General features: G+C 32.4%; 15 protein-coding genes. 14 read left to right on the forward strand and 1 reads right to left on the reverse strand.

Going from position 1 to position 17,891, the window contains the following annotated elements:
- Window positions 1-63 precede the first annotated feature (63 nt).
- The 8 genes from HMPREF3265_RS10640 (at window position 64) to HMPREF3265_RS10675 (ending at window position 9,181) form a co-directional block, all read left to right on the forward strand.
- Window positions 64-672 (forward strand): DUF2179 domain-containing protein, encoded by a 609-nt coding sequence (locus HMPREF3265_RS10640; protein WP_053025097.1) that lies wholly within the window; start codon window positions 64-66, stop codon window positions 670-672.
- The gene (locus HMPREF3265_RS10645) at window positions 653-823 is read left to right on the forward strand and encodes an NETI motif-containing protein (protein ID WP_070861654.1); all 171 of its coding nucleotides are present in this window, start codon (window positions 653-655) and stop codon (window positions 821-823) included. The genes HMPREF3265_RS10640 and HMPREF3265_RS10645 overlap by 20 nt, the downstream gene beginning before the upstream one ends.
- A 276-nt stretch (window positions 824-1,099) precedes the next feature.
- On the forward strand, window positions 1,100-2,395 hold the full coding sequence (gene purB / locus HMPREF3265_RS10650) for an adenylosuccinate lyase (RefSeq protein WP_070861655.1): 1,296 nt from the start codon (window positions 1,100-1,102) through the stop codon (window positions 2,393-2,395).
- 94 nt (window positions 2,396-2,489) lie between these two features.
- A complete protein-coding gene (locus HMPREF3265_RS10655) occupies window positions 2,490-2,792 on the forward strand; it encodes a YerC/YecD family TrpR-related protein (RefSeq protein WP_011275350.1) in 303 nt (100 codons plus the stop codon).
- Window positions 2,793-3,068: 276 nt separating this feature from the next.
- The gene (locus HMPREF3265_RS10660) at window positions 3,069-3,764 is read left to right on the forward strand and encodes a heptaprenylglyceryl phosphate synthase (protein WP_070861656.1); all 696 of its coding nucleotides are present in this window, start codon (window positions 3,069-3,071) and stop codon (window positions 3,762-3,764) included.
- A complete protein-coding gene (gene pcrA / locus HMPREF3265_RS10665; protein ID WP_070861657.1) occupies window positions 3,761-5,956 on the forward strand; it encodes a DNA helicase PcrA in 2,196 nt (731 codons plus the stop codon). Before HMPREF3265_RS10660 ends, pcrA begins: the two co-directional genes overlap by 4 nt.
- A gap of 3 nt (window positions 5,957-5,959) precedes the next feature.
- Complete coding sequence (gene ligA / locus HMPREF3265_RS10670) at window positions 5,960-7,963, forward strand: NAD-dependent DNA ligase LigA (protein WP_070582078.1); 2,004 nt, start codon at window positions 5,960-5,962, stop codon at window positions 7,961-7,963.
- A 12-nt stretch (window positions 7,964-7,975) separates the two neighbouring features.
- Window positions 7,976-9,181, forward strand: coding sequence for a CamS family sex pheromone protein (locus tag HMPREF3265_RS10675; RefSeq protein WP_070861658.1), 1,206 nt, complete (start codon window positions 7,976-7,978; stop codon window positions 9,179-9,181).
- 59 nt (window positions 9,182-9,240) lie between these two features.
- On the opposite strand, the gene putP is transcribed toward HMPREF3265_RS10675, so the two are convergent.
- Window positions 9,241-10,779, reverse strand: a complete 1,539-nt coding sequence (gene putP, locus HMPREF3265_RS10680; protein ID WP_053025091.1) for a sodium/proline symporter PutP — start codon at window positions 10,777-10,779, stop codon at window positions 9,241-9,243.
- 465 nt (window positions 10,780-11,244) lie between these two features.
- Here putP and gatC point away from each other — a divergent pair, with 465 nt between their 5' ends.
- The 6 genes from gatC (at window position 11,245) to HMPREF3265_RS10710 (ending at window position 17,829) form a co-directional block, all read left to right on the forward strand.
- Window positions 11,245-11,547, forward strand: a complete 303-nt coding sequence (gene gatC / locus HMPREF3265_RS10685) for an Asp-tRNA(Asn)/Glu-tRNA(Gln) amidotransferase subunit GatC (RefSeq protein ID WP_011275356.1) — start codon at window positions 11,245-11,247, stop codon at window positions 11,545-11,547.
- 1 nt (window position 11,548) lies between these two features.
- A complete protein-coding gene (gene gatA, locus HMPREF3265_RS10690; protein ID WP_070582079.1) occupies window positions 11,549-13,006 on the forward strand; it encodes an Asp-tRNA(Asn)/Glu-tRNA(Gln) amidotransferase subunit GatA in 1,458 nt (485 codons plus the stop codon).
- A gap of 12 nt (window positions 13,007-13,018) precedes the next feature.
- Window positions 13,019-14,446 (forward strand): Asp-tRNA(Asn)/Glu-tRNA(Gln) amidotransferase subunit GatB, encoded by a 1,428-nt coding sequence (gene gatB / locus HMPREF3265_RS10695; RefSeq protein WP_053025090.1) that lies wholly within the window; start codon window positions 13,019-13,021, stop codon window positions 14,444-14,446.
- 248 nt (window positions 14,447-14,694) lie between these two features.
- A complete protein-coding gene (locus HMPREF3265_RS10700; RefSeq protein WP_037537988.1) occupies window positions 14,695-15,687 on the forward strand; it encodes a diacylglycerol kinase in 993 nt (330 codons plus the stop codon).
- Window positions 15,688-15,789: 102 nt separating this feature from the next.
- Window positions 15,790-17,154: a 23S rRNA (uracil(1939)-C(5))-methyltransferase RlmD gene (gene rlmD, locus HMPREF3265_RS10705; protein ID WP_070861659.1), complete on the forward strand. Its 1,365-nt coding sequence runs from the start codon at window positions 15,790-15,792 to the stop codon at window positions 17,152-17,154.
- Window positions 17,155-17,280: 126 nt separating this feature from the next.
- Complete coding sequence (locus HMPREF3265_RS10710) at window positions 17,281-17,829, forward strand: DUF3267 domain-containing protein (RefSeq protein ID WP_053025088.1); 549 nt, start codon at window positions 17,281-17,283, stop codon at window positions 17,827-17,829.
- Window positions 17,830-17,891: the final 62 nt, after the last annotated feature.

The following is a 17,891-nucleotide window of genomic DNA, read 5'->3' on the forward strand; positions in this document are numbered from 1 at the left end:
AATAAAAATTCACTGATAAAATTATCTCGATTTTAGATATCCATGTAAGAAAAGGGGATTAGTATGTCAGTGATAACTTCAAATCCATGGTCAATGGTATTAGCGATATTCGTCATCAACGTTTTTTATGTTACATTTTTAACAATGCGTACAATATTAACGTTAAAAGGTTATCGTTATATGGCGGCTGCAGTAAGTTTCCTTGAAGTGTTAGTATATGTAGTTGGTCTTGGTATGGTAATGTCTAGTTTAGACCAAATTCAAAATATCTTTGCTTATGCGTTTGGTTTTTCGATTGGGATTTTAGTAGGTATGAAAATTGAAGAAAGACTCGCATTAGGGTATACAGTCGTAAATGTAACCTCATCAGAGTATGAAATTGATTTACCAAATGAGTTAAGAAATTTAGGTTATGGTGTTACACACTATGCAGCATATGGTCGCGATGGTAGTCGAATGGTAATGCAGATTTTAACGCCAAGACGTTATGAACGTAAATTAATGGAGACAGTACGAAATTTAGATGAGAAAGCGTTTATTATAGCATATGAGCCAAGAGCAATTCACGGCGGTTTCTGGACTAAAGGCGTTCGAACTCGAAAAGTAAAAGCATACGAAGTAGAAGAAATAGAAAGTGTTGTGGAGCATGATGATGAAGTTCAAAGTAAATGAAAATGAAACAATCTCAGAATGTTTATCACGTATGCGTGAAGAAGGCTATATGCCAGTTAAACGAATTGAAAAACCTATATACACTGAAGATGAAAAAGGTAATGTAGTAGTATTAAGACAGGATATTCAATTTGTTGGTAAAAAGCTTTGATTTAATAATGTGAATTACAACTTAAATTAATTTTATCAAGAGTGAAAAGAAGCTAAAGTACAACTTCTTTTTACTCTTTTTATTATCGGATTATTGTTAGATAAGTGTATTATTTAGATAAAATCCATTATACTAAGTTTGTAAAAAAAGATTTATACATTTGATTAATTATCTGTTAAAATAAAAATGAAGTTTTAAAAACGAACCTTTCTTGATAATTTACGTTTAATGTACAGTTTTGAATTATAAATTTATACATAGAATAGGAGTTTAGAAATGATTGATCGTTATTCAAGAGAAGAAATGGCAAATATTTGGACTGATCAAAATAGATATGAAGCTTGGTTAGAGGTTGAAATCTTGGCCTGTGAAGCTTGGAGTGAATTAGGCCACATTCCTAAAGAAGATGTAAAAAAAATTAGAAAGAATGCTAAAGTAGATGTGAAACGTGCGCAAGAAATAGAACAAGAAACAAGACACGATGTTGTGGCATTTACTAGACAAGTATCGGAAACGTTAGGTGACGAACGTAAATGGGTTCACTATGGTTTAACTTCTACAGATGTTGTTGATACAGCGCTAAGTTATGTTATAAAGCAGGCCAACGAAATTATTGAGAAAGATATTGAACGTTTCATAAAAGTTTTAGAAGAGAAAGCTAAAAATTATAAATACACATTGATGATGGGGCGTACACATGGTGTACATGCTGAACCGACTACATTTGGTGTTAAAATGGCATTATGGTATACAGAAATGAAACGTAATCTAAAGCGTTTCAAAGAGGTACGTAAAGAAATAGAAGTTGGTAAAATGAGTGGTGCAGTTGGTACATTTGCTAACATTCCTCCTGAAATAGAACAATATGTATGTGACCATTTAGGTATTGATACTGCACCCGTTTCTACTCAAACATTACAACGTGACCGTCATGCATACTATATCGCTACACTAGCCCTGGTAGCTACATCTCTTGAAAAATTTGCGATAGAGATACGTAATTTACAAAAAACAGAAACACGTGAAGTTGAAGAAGCGTTTGCAAAAGGTCAAAAAGGGTCATCAGCTATGCCTCATAAAAGAAATCCTATTGGTTCAGAAAATATAACAGGTATTTCAAGAGTGATTCGAGGTTACATTACAACGGCTTATGAAAATGTGCCTTTATGGCACGAACGTGATATTTCTCACTCTTCAGCTGAACGTATCATGTTACCAGATGTTACAATTGCTTTAGATTATGCTTTAAATAGATTCACTAATATTGTTGATAGACTAACTGTTTTTGAAGACAACATGAGAAATAATATCGATAAAACATTTGGACTAATCTTCTCACAACGTGTATTACTAGCGTTAATTAATAAAGGCATGGTTCGTGAAGAAGCATATGATAGAGTGCAGCCTAAAGCAATGGAATCTTGGGAAACTAAAACACCATTCCGTCAATTAATAGAAAAGGATGAGTCTATCACTAATGTGCTTTCTAAAGAAAAATTAGATGAATGTTTCAACCCTGAACATCATTTAAATCAAGTTGATACAATCTTTAAACGTGCAGGTTTAGAGTAATAAGTTAACGGTTTTCAATAAAAATACTACACTTTAACTATTTAATGCGTTAAAATGAGATTATATTGAAAACGGATTATAGGGGTTGTTTGAGATGCAAATAGAGAAATTACGAGGACAAGCGTTAGATGAACTTTTTGATGCAATTCTTACACTTGAAAATAGAGAAGAATGTTATCAATTCTTTGATGATTTATGCACTGTCAATGAATTACAATCATTATCTCAAAGATTACAAGTTGCTAAGATGATTAAACAAGGGTATACTTACGCAACAATCGAAAAAGAATCTGGTGCTTCTACAGCAACAATATCTAGAGTAAAACGATCATTACAATGGGGTAATGACGCATATACAATGATATTAGAACGATTAAATATAGAAACAAAAAAATAATAATACGTTTAATATATATTTATAAATTGAAATGCTCCCTTCAAAATTGACAATAATTTGGATATTTTGATGGGAGCATTCTGTTTTATATTGAATTTATACAGGCTAATAGTAAGTAAACAACTTTTAATTTACTTAATTTTTAACAAATAAACTTATAAGATATTAGGTCTTTCGTTCTTTAAAAGACAGTATAGATTCTAATGATTCTGTTTAGAATTGGTACAACAAAAATGATATAATTTAGTGTATGTTAAAAAAAGGAGTTAAAGGAATATGTATGACATTAAAGCGTGGCAACATGTGTTTAAATTAGATCCCGCCAAAGAAATAAGTGATAATGATTTAGATTCACTATGTATGTCAGATACTGATGCTATCATGATTGGTGGCACAGATAATGTTACCGAAGATAATGTCATTCATTTGATGAGTAGAGTAAGAAGATATCCATTACCATTAGTCCTTGAAATATCTAATATTGAGAGTATTATTCCTGGTTTCGATTTTTATTTTGTACCAACAGTTCTAAATAGTAAGGATACTACATATCATAATGGAATGATGCATAAAGCTCTAAAGCAATTCGGATTCATGGTTAATTTTGATGAAGTCGTATTAGAAGGGTATTTAGTTTTAAATCCTGATAGTAAAGTAGCAAAATTAACGCAATCAAATACTAATATAGATATTGAAGATGTAGAGGCATATGCGCAAATGGTTAATGAGATGTACAAACTACCGTTGATGTACATAGAATATAGTGGTCAGTATGGCGATATTGAAAAAGTGGAAGCCGCATCCAGATTATTAACGAATACACAATTGTTTTATGGCGGTGGCATTACATCTATAGAACAAGCCAGAGAGATGGCACAATATGCTGACACTATTATAGTAGGTAATATTATTTATGACGATATTAAAAAGGCTATTAAAACAGTAAAAATAAAAAAGGAGTCTAATAAATGAATTCATTAGTTAATAATATGAATAAAGAGCAAAGTGAAGCGGTAAGAACTACAGAAGGTCCATTACTAATTATGGCCGGCGCTGGTTCAGGTAAAACGAGAGTATTAACACATCGTATCGCCTATTTATTAGATGAAAAAGACGTTTCTCCTTACAATATATTAGCAATTACTTTTACAAATAAAGCAGCTAAAGAAATGAAAGAACGTGTTGAACAATTAGTAGGGGAAGAAGCACAAGTGATTTGGATGTCTACATTCCACTCTATGTGCGTAAGAATATTAAGACGTGATGCAGATAGAATAGGCATTGAACGTAATTTTACTATTATTGATCCTACTGACCAAAAATCCGTCATAAAAGACGTTCTAAAAATTGAAAATATTGACAGTAAACGCTTTGAACCAAGAATGTTTATTGGGGCGATTAGTAACTTAAAAAATGAACTTAAAACACCAGAAGATGCAATTAATGAGGCTAATGACTTCCATTCGCAAATGGTAGCTACTGTTTATAGTGGATACCAACGTCAATTGACTCGAAATGAAGCACTTGATTTTGACGATTTAATTATGAAAACAATTCAGTTGTTCGAACGCATTCCAGATGCACTTGAATATTATCAAAACAAATTCCAATATATTCACGTAGACGAATATCAAGATACAAATAAAGCACAATATACATTAGTAAAGTTGTTAGCTAGTAAATTTAAAAATCTTTGTGTAGTTGGTGACTCAGATCAGTCAATTTATGGTTGGAGGGGTGCAGACATTCAAAATATCCTATCTTTTGAAGAAGATTACCCTGATGCTAAAACGATATTTTTAGAACAAAATTATCGTTCTACAAAGACCATCCTGACTGCTGCAAATGAAGTCATTAAACATAACTCAGAAAGAAAGCCTAAAGGCCTGTGGACTGCAAATACAGGTGGCGAAAAAATTAAATATTATGAAGCAATGACTGAGCGTGATGAAGCTGAGTATGTGGTTAGAGAAATAATGAAACACCGTAAAGCTGGAAAAGATTATAGTGATATGGCAATACTTTATAGAACCAATGCACAATCACGTGTTTTAGAAGAAACATTTATGAAATCTAATCTTCCTTATACGATGGTTGGAGGCCAAAAATTCTATGACAGAAAAGAAATTAAAGACTTATTAAGTTATTTGAGAGTAGTAGCTAATAGTAATGATGAAATTAGTTTACAACGCATAATCAATGTTCCAAAACGAGGTATAGGACCTTCATCAGTTGAGAAAATTCAACGCTATGCGAATGATAACAATATAAGTATGTTTGACGCATTGGCAGAAGTAGATTTTATTGGTCTTTCAAAAAAAGTAACTCAAGAGTGCATTAAATTTTATGAACTAATTCAAAACTTAATTAAAGAACAGGAATTTTTAGAGGTAAGTGAAATTGTTGTTGAAATATTAGATAAATCTGGGTATAGAGATATGCTTGAACGCGAACAAACACTGGAATCACGTAGTAGACTTGAAAATATAGATGAATTTATGTCAGTACCTAAAGATTATGAAGAGAATACACCATTAGAAGAACAATCCTTGATTAACTTTTTAACGGATTTATCACTAGTAGCAGACATCGATGAAGCTCAAATTGAGAGTGGCGTAACCCTTATGACAATGCACTCGGCGAAAGGTTTAGAATTTCCAATTGTATTCCTTATGGGAATGGAAGAATCGCTATTTCCACATATTCGTGCAATTAAGAGTGATGATGACCACGAAATGGAAGAAGAACGTCGGATTTGTTATGTAGCAATAACAAGAGCTGAAGAAGTTCTATATATTACGCACGCGACGTCTAGAATGTTATATGGACGCTCACAATCTAATATGCCTTCAAGATTTTTACGTGAAATCCCGGAAGAGCTATTAGAGACACCATCTAAGCAACAGCGTCAAACGATTACCCCAAAAACATCATCCAAACAACCTAAGCGTGGATTTAGTAAACGTACAACGTCTTCTAAAAAACAAGTCTCTGCTTCTGATTGGAAAATAGGAGATAAAGTTACGCACAAATCATGGGGTGAAGGCATGGTAAGTAACGTTAATGAGAAAAATGGCTCAGTTGAATTAGATATTATATTTAAATCAGAAGGACCAAAGCGCCTATTAGCTCAATTTGCCCCAATCGAGAAAAAGGAGGATTAATTTATGGACAATATCCAAAGTCGTGTGAATGAATTACATGATTTATTAAATCAATATGGTTATGAATATTATGTGCAAGATAATCCTTCAGTGCCAGATAGTGAATACGATAAATTATTAAGAGAATTAATAGATATAGAAGAGGCACATCCTGAATTTAAGTCACCTGATTCTCCTACTGTACGTGTAGGAGGAGAGGTGCAATCATCTTTCGAAAAAGTCAATCATGATACACCAATGTTAAGTTTAGGTAATGCTTTCAATGAACACGAATTACGTCGTTTTGATCAACGTATTCGTGAACAAGTCGGTAGTGTTGAATATATGTGTGAATTGAAAATTGATGGATTAGCTGTGTCCCTTAAATATGTAGAAGGTCGCTTCGTTCAAGGTTTAACTCGAGGGGATGGTACTACAGGTGAAGATATCACTGAAAATTTACGCACCATTCATGCTATTCCATTAAAGATTAATGAACCATTAAGTTTTGAAGTTCGTGGCGAAGCTTACATGCCTCGTAGTTCTTTTATAAGACTAAATGAAGAAAAAGAAAAGAATGAAGAACAACCATTCGCTAATCCACGAAACGCAGCAGCGGGATCGTTAAGGCAACTTGATCCCAAATTGGCAGCTAAACGTAAATTAAGTGTATTCTTATATAGTGTTAATGATTTCACAGATTTTGATGCAACTACTCAGAGTGGTGCGTTGGATGAATTAGATCGTTTAGGATTTAAGACAAATCATGAACGTATGCGCGTGGGTGATATTGAAGGTGTATTAGAATATATTGAGAAATGGACAAAACAACGTGAACAATTATCCTATGATATTGATGGCATCGTTATAAAAGTGAATGACATTGAACAACAAGATGAAATGGGATACACTCAGAAATCTCCAAGATGGGCGATTGCATATAAATTTCCTGCCGAAGAAGTGGTAACAACATTACAAGATATTGAGTTAAGTATTGGTAGAACAGGTGTTGTAACACCAACTGCGATTCTTGATCCTGTAAGAGTTGCTGGGACAACTGTATCTAGAGCTTCTTTACATAATGAAGATTTAATACATGAGAGAGATATCAGAATTGGGGATAGTGTAGTAGTTAAAAAAGCTGGCGATATAATTCCAGAAGTAGTGAAAAGTATTATGGAACGCCGAACTGAAGGTACATTACCGTATTCAATGCCAACACATTGTCCGAGTTGTGACCATGAGTTGGTAAGAATTGAAGGGGAAGTTGCATTACGTTGTATAAATCCAAAGTGTCAAGCTCAACTTGTAGAGGGGCTGATTCACTTTGTATCACGTCAAGCCATGAATATTGATGGCTTAGGAACTAAAATCATACAACAACTCTATCATCACAATGTGATTAAAGATGTGGCCGACATCTTCTACCTAACGGAAGACGATTTATTACCTTTAGAGCGTATGGGTTCCAAAAAAGTTGAAAATTTACTAAAAGCGATTGAAAATGCTAAAACCAATTCACTAGAGCATCTATTATTTGGTTTAGGAATACGTCATCTAGGAGTTAAAGCAAGTCAAGTTCTAGCTGAAAAATACGAAACAATGGATAGATTACTTCAAGTAACCGAAGAAGAACTTATTAGTATTCATGATATTGGAGATAAGTTAGCTCAATCTGTAGTGACATATCTAGAAAATGAAGATATTAAAGCATTAATTGAAAAATTAAAATATAAAAATGTCAATATGGTTTATAATGGAATTAAAACTTCTGATATAGAAGGACACCCTGATTTTAAAGATAAAACAATTGTTTTAACAGGTAAATTACAACAACTGACACGAAAAGAAGCATCTGCCTGGTTAGAATTACAAGGCGCAAAAGTTACAAGTAGTGTAACTAAAAAAACAGATTTAGTAATTGCTGGTGAAGATGCAGGTTCTAAATTAACTAAGGCAGAAAAGTTTGGTACTGAAATTTGGACAGAAGAGCAATTCGTGGCTAAACAAAATGAAATATCAAGTTAGAGGAGAACGGCAATGAAGCGGACCCTATTCTTAATTATAACGTCGATTGTGTTGTTAACGGCATGTGGCAATAACAATGATAATAAAAATAACCAATCTGTGAATAAACAAGAAACTAAAACTGACTCAAATAGTGTGAAAACAATAGCAACAGATAAAAACGTACAAGGTGATAATTACCGCACGATTTTGCCATTTAAAGAAAGTAAGGCCCGTGGTGTATTACAAGATAACATGGCAAATAGTTACAATGGTGACGATTTCGAAAGTGGTTTATTGACACTAAGCAAAGATGTATTTCCAACTGATGATTACCTTTATCAAGACGGACAATATCTAGATAAAGATACTCTTAATAGTTATTTAAATCCCAAATACACTAAAAAAGAAATAGATAAAATGAGTGAAAAAGAGAAAGAATCCAATAAAGCGAGTGAGAATTTAGGATTAAATCCATCACACAAAGGTGAGGATGATCCAGAAAAAATCGCAGAACAATCTCCAGCTTATTTATCTAATATTCTTGAACAAGATTTTTACGATAGTGGGGATACAAAAGGAAAAAATATTAAAGGTATGACAATTGGTTTAGCCATGAATAGTGTTTATTATTATCAGAAAGAGAAAGATGGAGAAACTTATAGCAAAGAACTTGATGATAAGGAAATTAAAAAACAAGGTAAACAAATGGCTTCAGAAATCTTAACAAGATTGAGAGCCAATGATGCTTTAAAAGATATTCCTATTCATTTTGCGATTTATAAACAATCCGATCAAAATTCAATTACACCAGGAGAATTTATTGCTAATACTACAGTTGATGATGATCAAACTAAAATTAATAAATGGAAAAAAATTGATCAAGTGTCAGCATTATTGCCATCTTCAACAGCAAAAAAATACAATGAAAATTTGAATAATAATTTTAAACAATTCAACGACAACCTACAATCTTACTTTACTAACTTCACTCAAGCAGTAGGTAAAGTTAAATTTGACGGTAAAAAACCAACACAATTAACTATAGATTTACCTATTGATTATTATAGTCAAGCTGAAACGATTGGTATTACTCAATATGTTACAGAACAAGCTAGAAAATATTTAGACAACATCGATAGCTATGAAATTCGAATTAAAGACGGAAATACACCAAGAGCCTTAATTAGTAAATCTAAAGAAGATAAAGAGCCTCAAGTTCATATTTATAATAATTAACATAAAAACTACGGATAACGCCTACAAATTGGGTTATCCGTAGTTTTTGTTTAATATTATTATTTTTCACGAACAATAGATTTAACTTTTTCAATATCTCTTTCAACAAAGTCACCTGGATGTTGAGTCAATAAACTCACTACATATGTAAAGATGACACTAACGATGAATCCTGGAATAATTTCATACATTCCGAAAATTTCATTTATACTCGCTAAAGGTTTTATCCAAGCAATCCATATAATTACAACAAGGGCACCTGCTACCATACCGCTGATAGCACCAGCTCGTGTTAGCTTTTTCCAATAAAGTGAGAATAATACTAAGGGACTGAAAGAAGCTCCAAAGCCGGCCCATGCGTTGCCAACTAAGTTAAGAATTGTATCATTTGGAGACCAAGCAATTGCAATTGCTACAATTGCCACAACTAATACCGACAATCTACCAACTAACACGAATTCTTTTTGATGTGTTTTCGCACGCTCTTCACCACGTATTAATTTATAAAAGTCTTCAGTTAATGAACTTGATGTTACTAATAGTTGTGATGAGATTGTGCTCATGATAGCTGCAAGAATGGCAGCCAATAAGAACCCGCCTACTAAAGGATGAAATAAAATTTGACTCATAATGATGAATAGTGTCTCAGGATCATCCATCTTAATATGATTATCTGGAATGAATGCGATACCAGTTAATCCTACGCCTACAGCACCAAGTAAACCTACAGTCATCCAACTTATACCTAAACGGCGAGCTTTAGGTAGCATTTTATGTGACTTAATAGACATAAATCTAACGATGATATGAGGTTGTCCAAAATAACCTAGACCCCATGCAAATAATGAAACAATACCTAGGAAGGTTGTGCCTCTAAATAAATCCATATTTGTTGGCTTCATTTCAGCAACTCGAGAAAATGTATCCCAACCATTAAGTTGTAACATTGCAACAATAGGGACCATAACCATTGCAATTAACATGATTACACCTTGGAAGAAATCAGTTATAGATACAGCTAAATATCCTCCGAAGAAAGTATAAGCGATAACGATAACTGCAACTAAAATTAATCCAAAATGATAATTTAGTCCAAACGCGCTTTCAAATAGTTTACCACCTGATACAAACCCAGAGTGCGTATATAGAGTAAAGAATATAACTATTATTAAACCAGAAATAATTTTAATAATATTTTCTTTATCGTTAAGTCGATTTTTAAAGAAATCTGGAAGGGTGATTGCATCACCTGCCACTTCAGTATAAACTCTCAACCTTGGTGCAACGACTAGATAGTTAACATATGCACCTAATGTGAGACCAATTGTTATCCATATTGCTGATAAACCAGTACTATAGACTGAACCTGGTAGCCCCATTATCATCCAGCCACTCATATCTGATGCACCTGCAGATAAAGCTGTGATGTATGGGCCGATACTACGTCCACCAAGCATATAATCACTTAAATTACCTGTAGCTTGTTTGTAGCCATAATATCCAATAATAAGTAAAATAATAAAATAAATCGCAATCATTATGTATGTTTGCCAATTGGTATTAACTTGACTAGGCAAGCTTGCTCCTAAAATAAGCATAAAGAAATACCCCCTTTTTTTATATGATGTAAAGACTTAGATGACTTATAAACATTGGTAAATTTCAATTGCATGAGTATGTAACTTTTTTAAATAATTTAGTTACATGTAATATTATACAATGTAGTGAATGGTTTAGAGAAGTATAAATTTTAATTTTTAAAAATATAAACACTTTTAAAGTAAGGTAGTAAGCGTTTACAAAATGTAAAAATATTTATTGATTTTATTATACGTAACATGCAAATTAAAGATTATAAATATTTTTGATATAAAATTTAGGTCATTATTATCGTTAAATTAATAATTGAGTTACATTATTTGTAAAGCATTTATTAATTACTTACCTATGAATTAATCATCAATAATGTCATGAAGTTATGTTGTCTCAATAAATATTTAGATTTTTAAGTGAAAATTTGATACAATTTTATGATGAATGAGTAATAAGGAGGCTTTTAATAAATGACTAAAGTTACACGTGAAGAGGTTGAACATATAGCACATTTAGCAAGACTTCAAATTTCTGAAGAAGAAACTGAAGAAATGGCTAATACACTTGAAAGTATCTTAGATTTTGCTAAACAAAATGACACAGCAGATACAGAAGGTATTGAACCAACTTATCATGTATTAGATTTACAAAATGTGTTACGTGATGATGAAGCAATCGAGGGCATTCCTCAAGAACTTGCATTAAAAAATGCTAAAGAGACAGAAAATGGTCAATTTAAAGTACCAGCTATCATGAATGAGGAGGAAGCTTAAGATGAGTATTCGTTATGAATCAGTTGAAAAATTATCAGAAATGATTAAAAACAATGAGATTAAGCCTTCAGAAGTTGTCAAAGACATCTATGATGCAATTGAAGAAACGGATTCTACTATTAAATCATTTTTAGCACTAGATAAAGATAATGCTATTAAAAAAGCAAAAGAATTAGATGAATTACAAGCAAAAGGCCAAATGGAAGGTAAATTGTTTGGTATTCCTATGGGAATTAAGGACAACATCATTACTAAAGATGTGGAAACAACATGTGCTAGTAAGATGTTAGAAGGTTTTGTTCCAATCTATGAATCTACTGTAATGAACAAACTACATGATGAAAATGCGATTCTAATCGGTAAACTAAACATGGATGAATTTGCTATGGGTGGTTCTACTGAAACATCATATTTCAAACAAACTGTTAACCCATTCGATCATACAGCTGTTCCAGGTGGTTCGTCAGGTGGTTCAGCAGCAGCAGTTGCTGCAGGTTTAGTACCATTCAGTCTAGGTTCAGATACTGGTGGTTCAATTCGACAACCAGCAGCATATTGTGGTGTAGTGGGTATGAAACCAACTTATGGGCGTGTATCACGTTTCGGTTTAGTTGCTTTTGCATCTTCATTAGACCAAATTGGTCCAATTACAAGAAATGTTAAAGATAACGCTATCGTTCTAGAGACAATTTCAGGCGTTGATAGAAATGATTCTACAAGTGCACCAGTTGAAGATGTTGACTTTACTTCAGAAATTGGTAAAGACATTAAAGGCTTAAAAGTTGCTTTACCAAAAGAATATTTAGGTGAAGGTATCAATGATGATGTTAAAGAAGCTGTTAAGAATGCAGTTGAAACACTTAAATCTCTAGGTGCAGAAGTTGATGAAGTATCACTTCCAAATACGAAATATGGTATACCATCATATTATGTTATCGCGTCATCAGAAGCATCAGCGAACTTAGCTCGCTTTGATGGTATACGTTATGGCTACCATTCAAAAGAAGCGCAATCATTAGAAGAATTATATAAAATGTCTAGATCAGAAGGATTTGGTGCTGAAGTTAAGCGTCGTATCTTCCTAGGTACATTTGCATTAAGTTCTGGTTATTATGATGCTTACTATAAAAAATCACAAAAAGTTAGAACATTAATCAAGAATGACTTTGATAAAGTTTTTGAAAACTATGATGTTGTTGTAGGTCCAACTGCACCAACTACTGCGTTTAACTTAGGTGATGAAATCGATGATCCTTTAACTATGTATGCTAATGACTTATTAACTACACCTGTTAACTTAGCTGGTTTACCAGGTATTTCTGTTCCTTGTGGGCAATCAAACGGTAGACCAATTGGCTTACAATTTATCGGTAAACCTTTTGATGAAAAGACGTTATATCGTGTGGCATATCAATATGAAACACAATTCAATTTACATGACGCATATGAAAAATTATAAGGAGTGGAAATAATGCATTTTGAAACAGTTATCGGACTTGAAGTTCACGTTGAGCTAAAAACAGACTCAAAAATGTTCTCTCCATCACCAGCACATTTTGGAGCTGAACCTAACTCAAATACAAATGTTATTGATTTAGCATATCCTGGTGTATTACCGGTTGTTAATAGACGTGCTGTAGACTGGGCTATGCGTGCATCAATGGCTTTAAATATGGATATCGCTACAAATTCTAAATTTGACCGTAAAAACTATTTCTATCCAGATAATCCTAAAGCTTATCAAATTTCTCAATTTGATCAACCAATTGGTGAAAATGGTTATATTGATATTGAAGTAGATGGTGAAACAAAACGTATTGGAATCACACGTCTTCACATGGAAGAAGATGCTGGTAAATCAACACATAAAGATGGATACTCTTTAGTAGACTTAAACCGTCAAGGTACACCATTAATTGAAATTGTATCTGAACCAGATATTAGATCTCCTAAAGAAGCTTATGCTTACTTAGAAAAATTACGTTCAATTATTCAATATACAGGTGTATCAGACTGTAAAATGGAAGAAGGCTCATTACGTTGTGATGCCAATATTTCATTACGTCCTTATGGACAAGAAGAATTTGGTACAAAAACTGAATTGAAAAACCTAAATTCATTTAACTATGTTAGAAAAGGTTTAGAGTACGAAGAAAAACGCCAAGAAGAAGAATTATTAAACGGTGGTACTATTGGACAAGAGACACGCCGTTTTGATGAATCAACTGGTAAAACAATTCTTATGCGTGTTAAAGAAGGCTCAGATGACTACCGTTACTTCCCTGAACCTGATATTGTACCTTTATACGTAGATGAAGAATGGAAAGAGCGTGTACGTCAAACAATCCCTGAATTACCAGATGAGCGTAAAGCTAAATATGTAAATGATTTAGGTTTACCTGAATACGATGCGCACGTATTAACACTTACTAAAGAGATGTCTGATTTCTTTGAAGGTGCTATTGAAAAAGGTGCAGACGTTAAGTTAACTTCAAACTGGTTAATGGGTGGCGTTAATGAATATTTAAATAAAAACCAAGTTGAGTTACAAGATACTAAATTAACACCAGAAAACCTTGCTGGTATGATTAAACTTATTGAAGATGGTACGATGAGTAGTAAAATCGCTAAAAAAGTTTTCCCAGAATTAGCTGAAAATGGTGGCGATGCTAAACAAATTATGGAAGATAAAGGTTTAGTTCAAATTTCTGATGAAGCTACTTTAACTAAATTCGTCACTGAAGCTTTAGATAATAACCCTCAATCTGTTGAAGATTATAAAAATGGTAAAGGGAAAGCAATGGGCTTCTTAGTTGGTCAAATTATGAAAGCATCTAAAGGCCAAGCTAATCCTCAAAAAGTAAACCAAATATTAAAACAAGAATTAAATAAACGTTAATTAAAGATTTAAACATAATGAATTAAAGCATCATTTAAGGTTTGTTTCCTATCATGGTTAGGGAACAAGCCTTTTAATTTTGGTGTGTGGTGTTTTTAGTTCAATTATTTTTAATGTTATAACTGCTATGATTATTTAATTGTAAATAGTGTAATAAATGTATTTTAAAGATTATTGATTTAAATACTTCCAACTCTCTTATAAATCATTTAATATAAGAATATGTATAAAAAGATGAGGGATAATTTATGAGAAAACGTGCAAGAATCATTTATAATCCAACTTCTGGAAAGGAACTTTTTAAAAGAACTTTACCAGATGTTTTAATTAAATTAGAACGTGCCGGGTATGAGACAAGTGCTTATGCAACTGAGCGTGAAGGCGATGCAACGCTTGAAGCTGAACGTGCACTTAAAAGAGATTATGATATTATTATAGCAGCTGGTGGAGATGGCACACTTAATGAAGTTGTTAATGGCATAGCTGAACAGCCCAATCGCCCTAAATTAGGTATCATCCCTATGGGGACAGTGAATGATTTCGGTAGAGCCTTGCACTTACCAAGTGATATTATGGGTGCTGTTGATGTTATTATTGATGATCACACGACTAAAGTGGATATAGGAAAAATGAATAATCGTTATTTCATCAATTTAGCAGCTGGTGGTCAATTAACTCAAGTTTCTTATGAGACGCCAAGTCGATTAAAGTCAATTGTAGGCCCCTTTGCGTATTATATTAAAGGATTTGAAATGTTACCTCAGATGAAAGCTGTAGATTTGCGTATAGAATATGATAATCAAGTTTTTCAAGGTGAGGCATTATTATTCTTATTAGGACTGACAAACTCAATGGCAGGATTTGAGAAATTAGTTCCAGATGCTAAGTTAGACGACGGGCATTTTACATTAATTATTGTAGAAAAGGCTAACCTTGCTGAACTAGGGCACATCATGACCTTAGCATCTCGCGGAGAACACATTAAGCATCCAAAGGTTATTTATGAGAAAGCTAAATCAATTAATATCTCATCCTTTACTGAAATGCAATTGAATGTAGATGGTGAATATGGTGGTAAATTACCAGCTAATTTCTTGAATTTAAAAAGACATATCGAAGTATGTACGCCAAAAGATATATATAATGAGGAATTAACTGAAGATCAACAAGTCGAAGATGGTATTATTGAAGAGAAGCCATCGAATGAAGAAATTATTAAAAACAATGAAATATCAGAGTAAATTATACAGTTGAAGAGGTTGAGCAATAGTTTTGATGTCTTAGGTATGAAAAACAAAACCAAGATTAAACTACTCTAACCTCTTTTTATGTGGGGTGAAATAATGGAAACCATAATTAAAAATGAAATAAAACAAGGTAACATTGTTGATTTAACACATGAAGGGCATGGCGTCATTAAAATCGACCGTTATCCGATATTTGTGCCAAATGCGTTAATTAGTGAAGTGATTAAATATAAAATTACAAAAGTAAAGAAAAATTTTGCTATTGGTAAACTACTTCAAGTTATTAAACCAAGTGAACAACGCGTGGAACCGCCATGTAAATACTATTGGAAGTGTGGTGGTTGTCAATTGCAACACATGACATATGATGCCCAATTAGCTATGAAGCAGTCACAAGTTACCAACTTATTCCATAGAAAAGCACAATTTAGTAATACAATCATTAACAAAACTATCGGTATGAATCATCCTTGGCATTACAGAAATAAATCACAGTTGCCAATTGGTAAAGATAGAGATGGAAAAGTAATTATAGGATATTATCGACAAAGAAGTCACGATATTATCGATATGGATAGTTGCTTAATTCAAGATGATATACACCAAGATATTATGAATCACGTCAAACAATGGATTATTGATTACGATATTAGTGTTTATAATGAGTGTACAAAAAAAGGACTTTTAAGACATTTAGTTATTCGCACAGGCTATTATTCTGATGATAAGATGGTCGTTTTTGTAACAAATGGTAAAAATTTCCAGCAAGCTTCAATTTTAGTTGAAAAATTAAAAGAAACTTTTCCTAACATAGCTAGCATTAAACAAAATATTAATAATAGTCATTCCAATGTAATTATGGGGCAACAGTCTGTAACGTTATACGGCAAAGATAAGATTGCTGATCAACTTAGTGATACTACATTTAAGATAAGTGACCAATCATTCTATCAAATAAATTCTTCTCAAACTGAAAAATTATATCAAAAAGCAATAGAGTATGCGCAATTGACAGGTGAAGAAACAGTTCTTGATACATATTGCGGTATTGGTACGATAGGTTTATATATGGCGTCAGTAGCGAAACATGTTTATGGTGTTGAGGTCGTGCCGTCAGCGATTAAAGATGCACAACAAAATGCGACTTTAAATGGATTTGAAAATACAACTTTTGTCTGTGGAAAAGCAGAAGAAGTCATTATAAAATGGAAACAACAAGGTATCAAACCAGATGTTGTTATGGTAGATCCCCCGAGAAAAGGGTGCGATGAAACTTTCTTACAAACACTGCTTAAACTAAATCCTAAGCGTATTGTCTACATTTCTTGTAATCCATCTACGCAACAAAGAGATGCTCAAATATTAGATTCACAATATGAATTGCAAGAAATTACACCAGTCGATATGTTTCCTCAAACAACACATGTAGAGACAGTTGCATTATTTGAAAGAAAATCTTAAACGTAAAATTTTAATACAAATATTAAGAAATGGTTACAGAGCATTAAATCTTATAAAAAAAATTTTTTCTTAACATCGACTGTGTATACTATGGTTGAAAATTAACAGAGATTGGAGGTCATTATTGTGCAGAAAATTGATTTTTCTCCAAATAGAATCAACTTACCTAAATTTATGGTAACTCAATTAGTAGTGATTTTATTTATGATAGTGTTTACTTATAAATGGGCATTCATGTTTACAACCATTCATGAACAAACATTTTTAGCTAACTTATTATATGGTATTTTAGGTTTTATAGTTATTTTAGGACTTCATGAACTGATTCATAGAATTTCATTTTTTATCTGTTCAAAAGGAGAACAGCCTCATTTTAAATATAAAAAAGGTTTTTTATTAGTACATATTTCTAAAAAATATTTTAATAAATGGCAATTTTGCACAATAATGCTAGCTCCAATGTTTATATTAACAGGAGTATTAATGTTTATATTCAGTATTTACGCATACTCCTCAATTATTATTATGTTAAGTATACATATTGGATATTGCTTAATTGATTTATATTTAGTAGGTATTACATTTACTAATAAATTTGAATATATACATCCATCAGATGAAGGTTTAATTATGTATCATCAAAGACCAATACAAGCTAATGACGAATTTGAATAAATTGTGAGTCTCAATATAATTATTTATGTGCACATTTCATGAGTTTTGTTGCTAGTCACATT

The sequence above is a fragment of the Staphylococcus sp. HMSC62B09 genome (assembly GCF_001839115.1).
GTDB classification, from domain to species: domain Bacteria; phylum Bacillota; class Bacilli; order Staphylococcales; family Staphylococcaceae; genus Staphylococcus; species Staphylococcus haemolyticus.

Coding starts and splice junctions, on each gene's coding strand:
- HMPREF3265_RS10640 (WP_053025097.1), top strand. CDS start 64: ATGTCAGTGATAACTTCAAATCCATGGTCAATGGTATTAGCGATATTC.
- HMPREF3265_RS10645 (WP_070861654.1), top strand. CDS start 653: ATGAAGTTCAAAGTAAATGAAAATGAAACAATCTCAGAATGTTTATCA.
- purB (WP_070861655.1), top strand. CDS start 1,100: ATGATTGATCGTTATTCAAGAGAAGAAATGGCAAATATTTGGACTGAT.
- HMPREF3265_RS10655 (WP_011275350.1), top strand. CDS start 2,490: ATGCAAATAGAGAAATTACGAGGACAAGCGTTAGATGAACTTTTTGAT.
- HMPREF3265_RS10660 (WP_070861656.1), top strand. CDS start 3,069: ATGTATGACATTAAAGCGTGGCAACATGTGTTTAAATTAGATCCCGCC.
- pcrA (WP_070861657.1), top strand. CDS start 3,761: ATGAATTCATTAGTTAATAATATGAATAAAGAGCAAAGTGAAGCGGTA.
- ligA (WP_070582078.1), top strand. CDS start 5,960: ATGGACAATATCCAAAGTCGTGTGAATGAATTACATGATTTATTAAAT.
- HMPREF3265_RS10675 (WP_070861658.1), top strand. CDS start 7,976: ATGAAGCGGACCCTATTCTTAATTATAACGTCGATTGTGTTGTTAACG.
- putP (WP_053025091.1), bottom strand. CDS start 10,779: ATGCTTATTTTAGGAGCAAGCTTGCCTAGTCAAGTTAATACCAATTGG.
- gatC (WP_011275356.1), top strand. CDS start 11,245: ATGACTAAAGTTACACGTGAAGAGGTTGAACATATAGCACATTTAGCA.
- gatA (WP_070582079.1), top strand. CDS start 11,549: ATGAGTATTCGTTATGAATCAGTTGAAAAATTATCAGAAATGATTAAA.
- gatB (WP_053025090.1), top strand. CDS start 13,019: ATGCATTTTGAAACAGTTATCGGACTTGAAGTTCACGTTGAGCTAAAA.
- HMPREF3265_RS10700 (WP_037537988.1), top strand. CDS start 14,695: ATGAGAAAACGTGCAAGAATCATTTATAATCCAACTTCTGGAAAGGAA.
- rlmD (WP_070861659.1), top strand. CDS start 15,790: ATGGAAACCATAATTAAAAATGAAATAAAACAAGGTAACATTGTTGAT.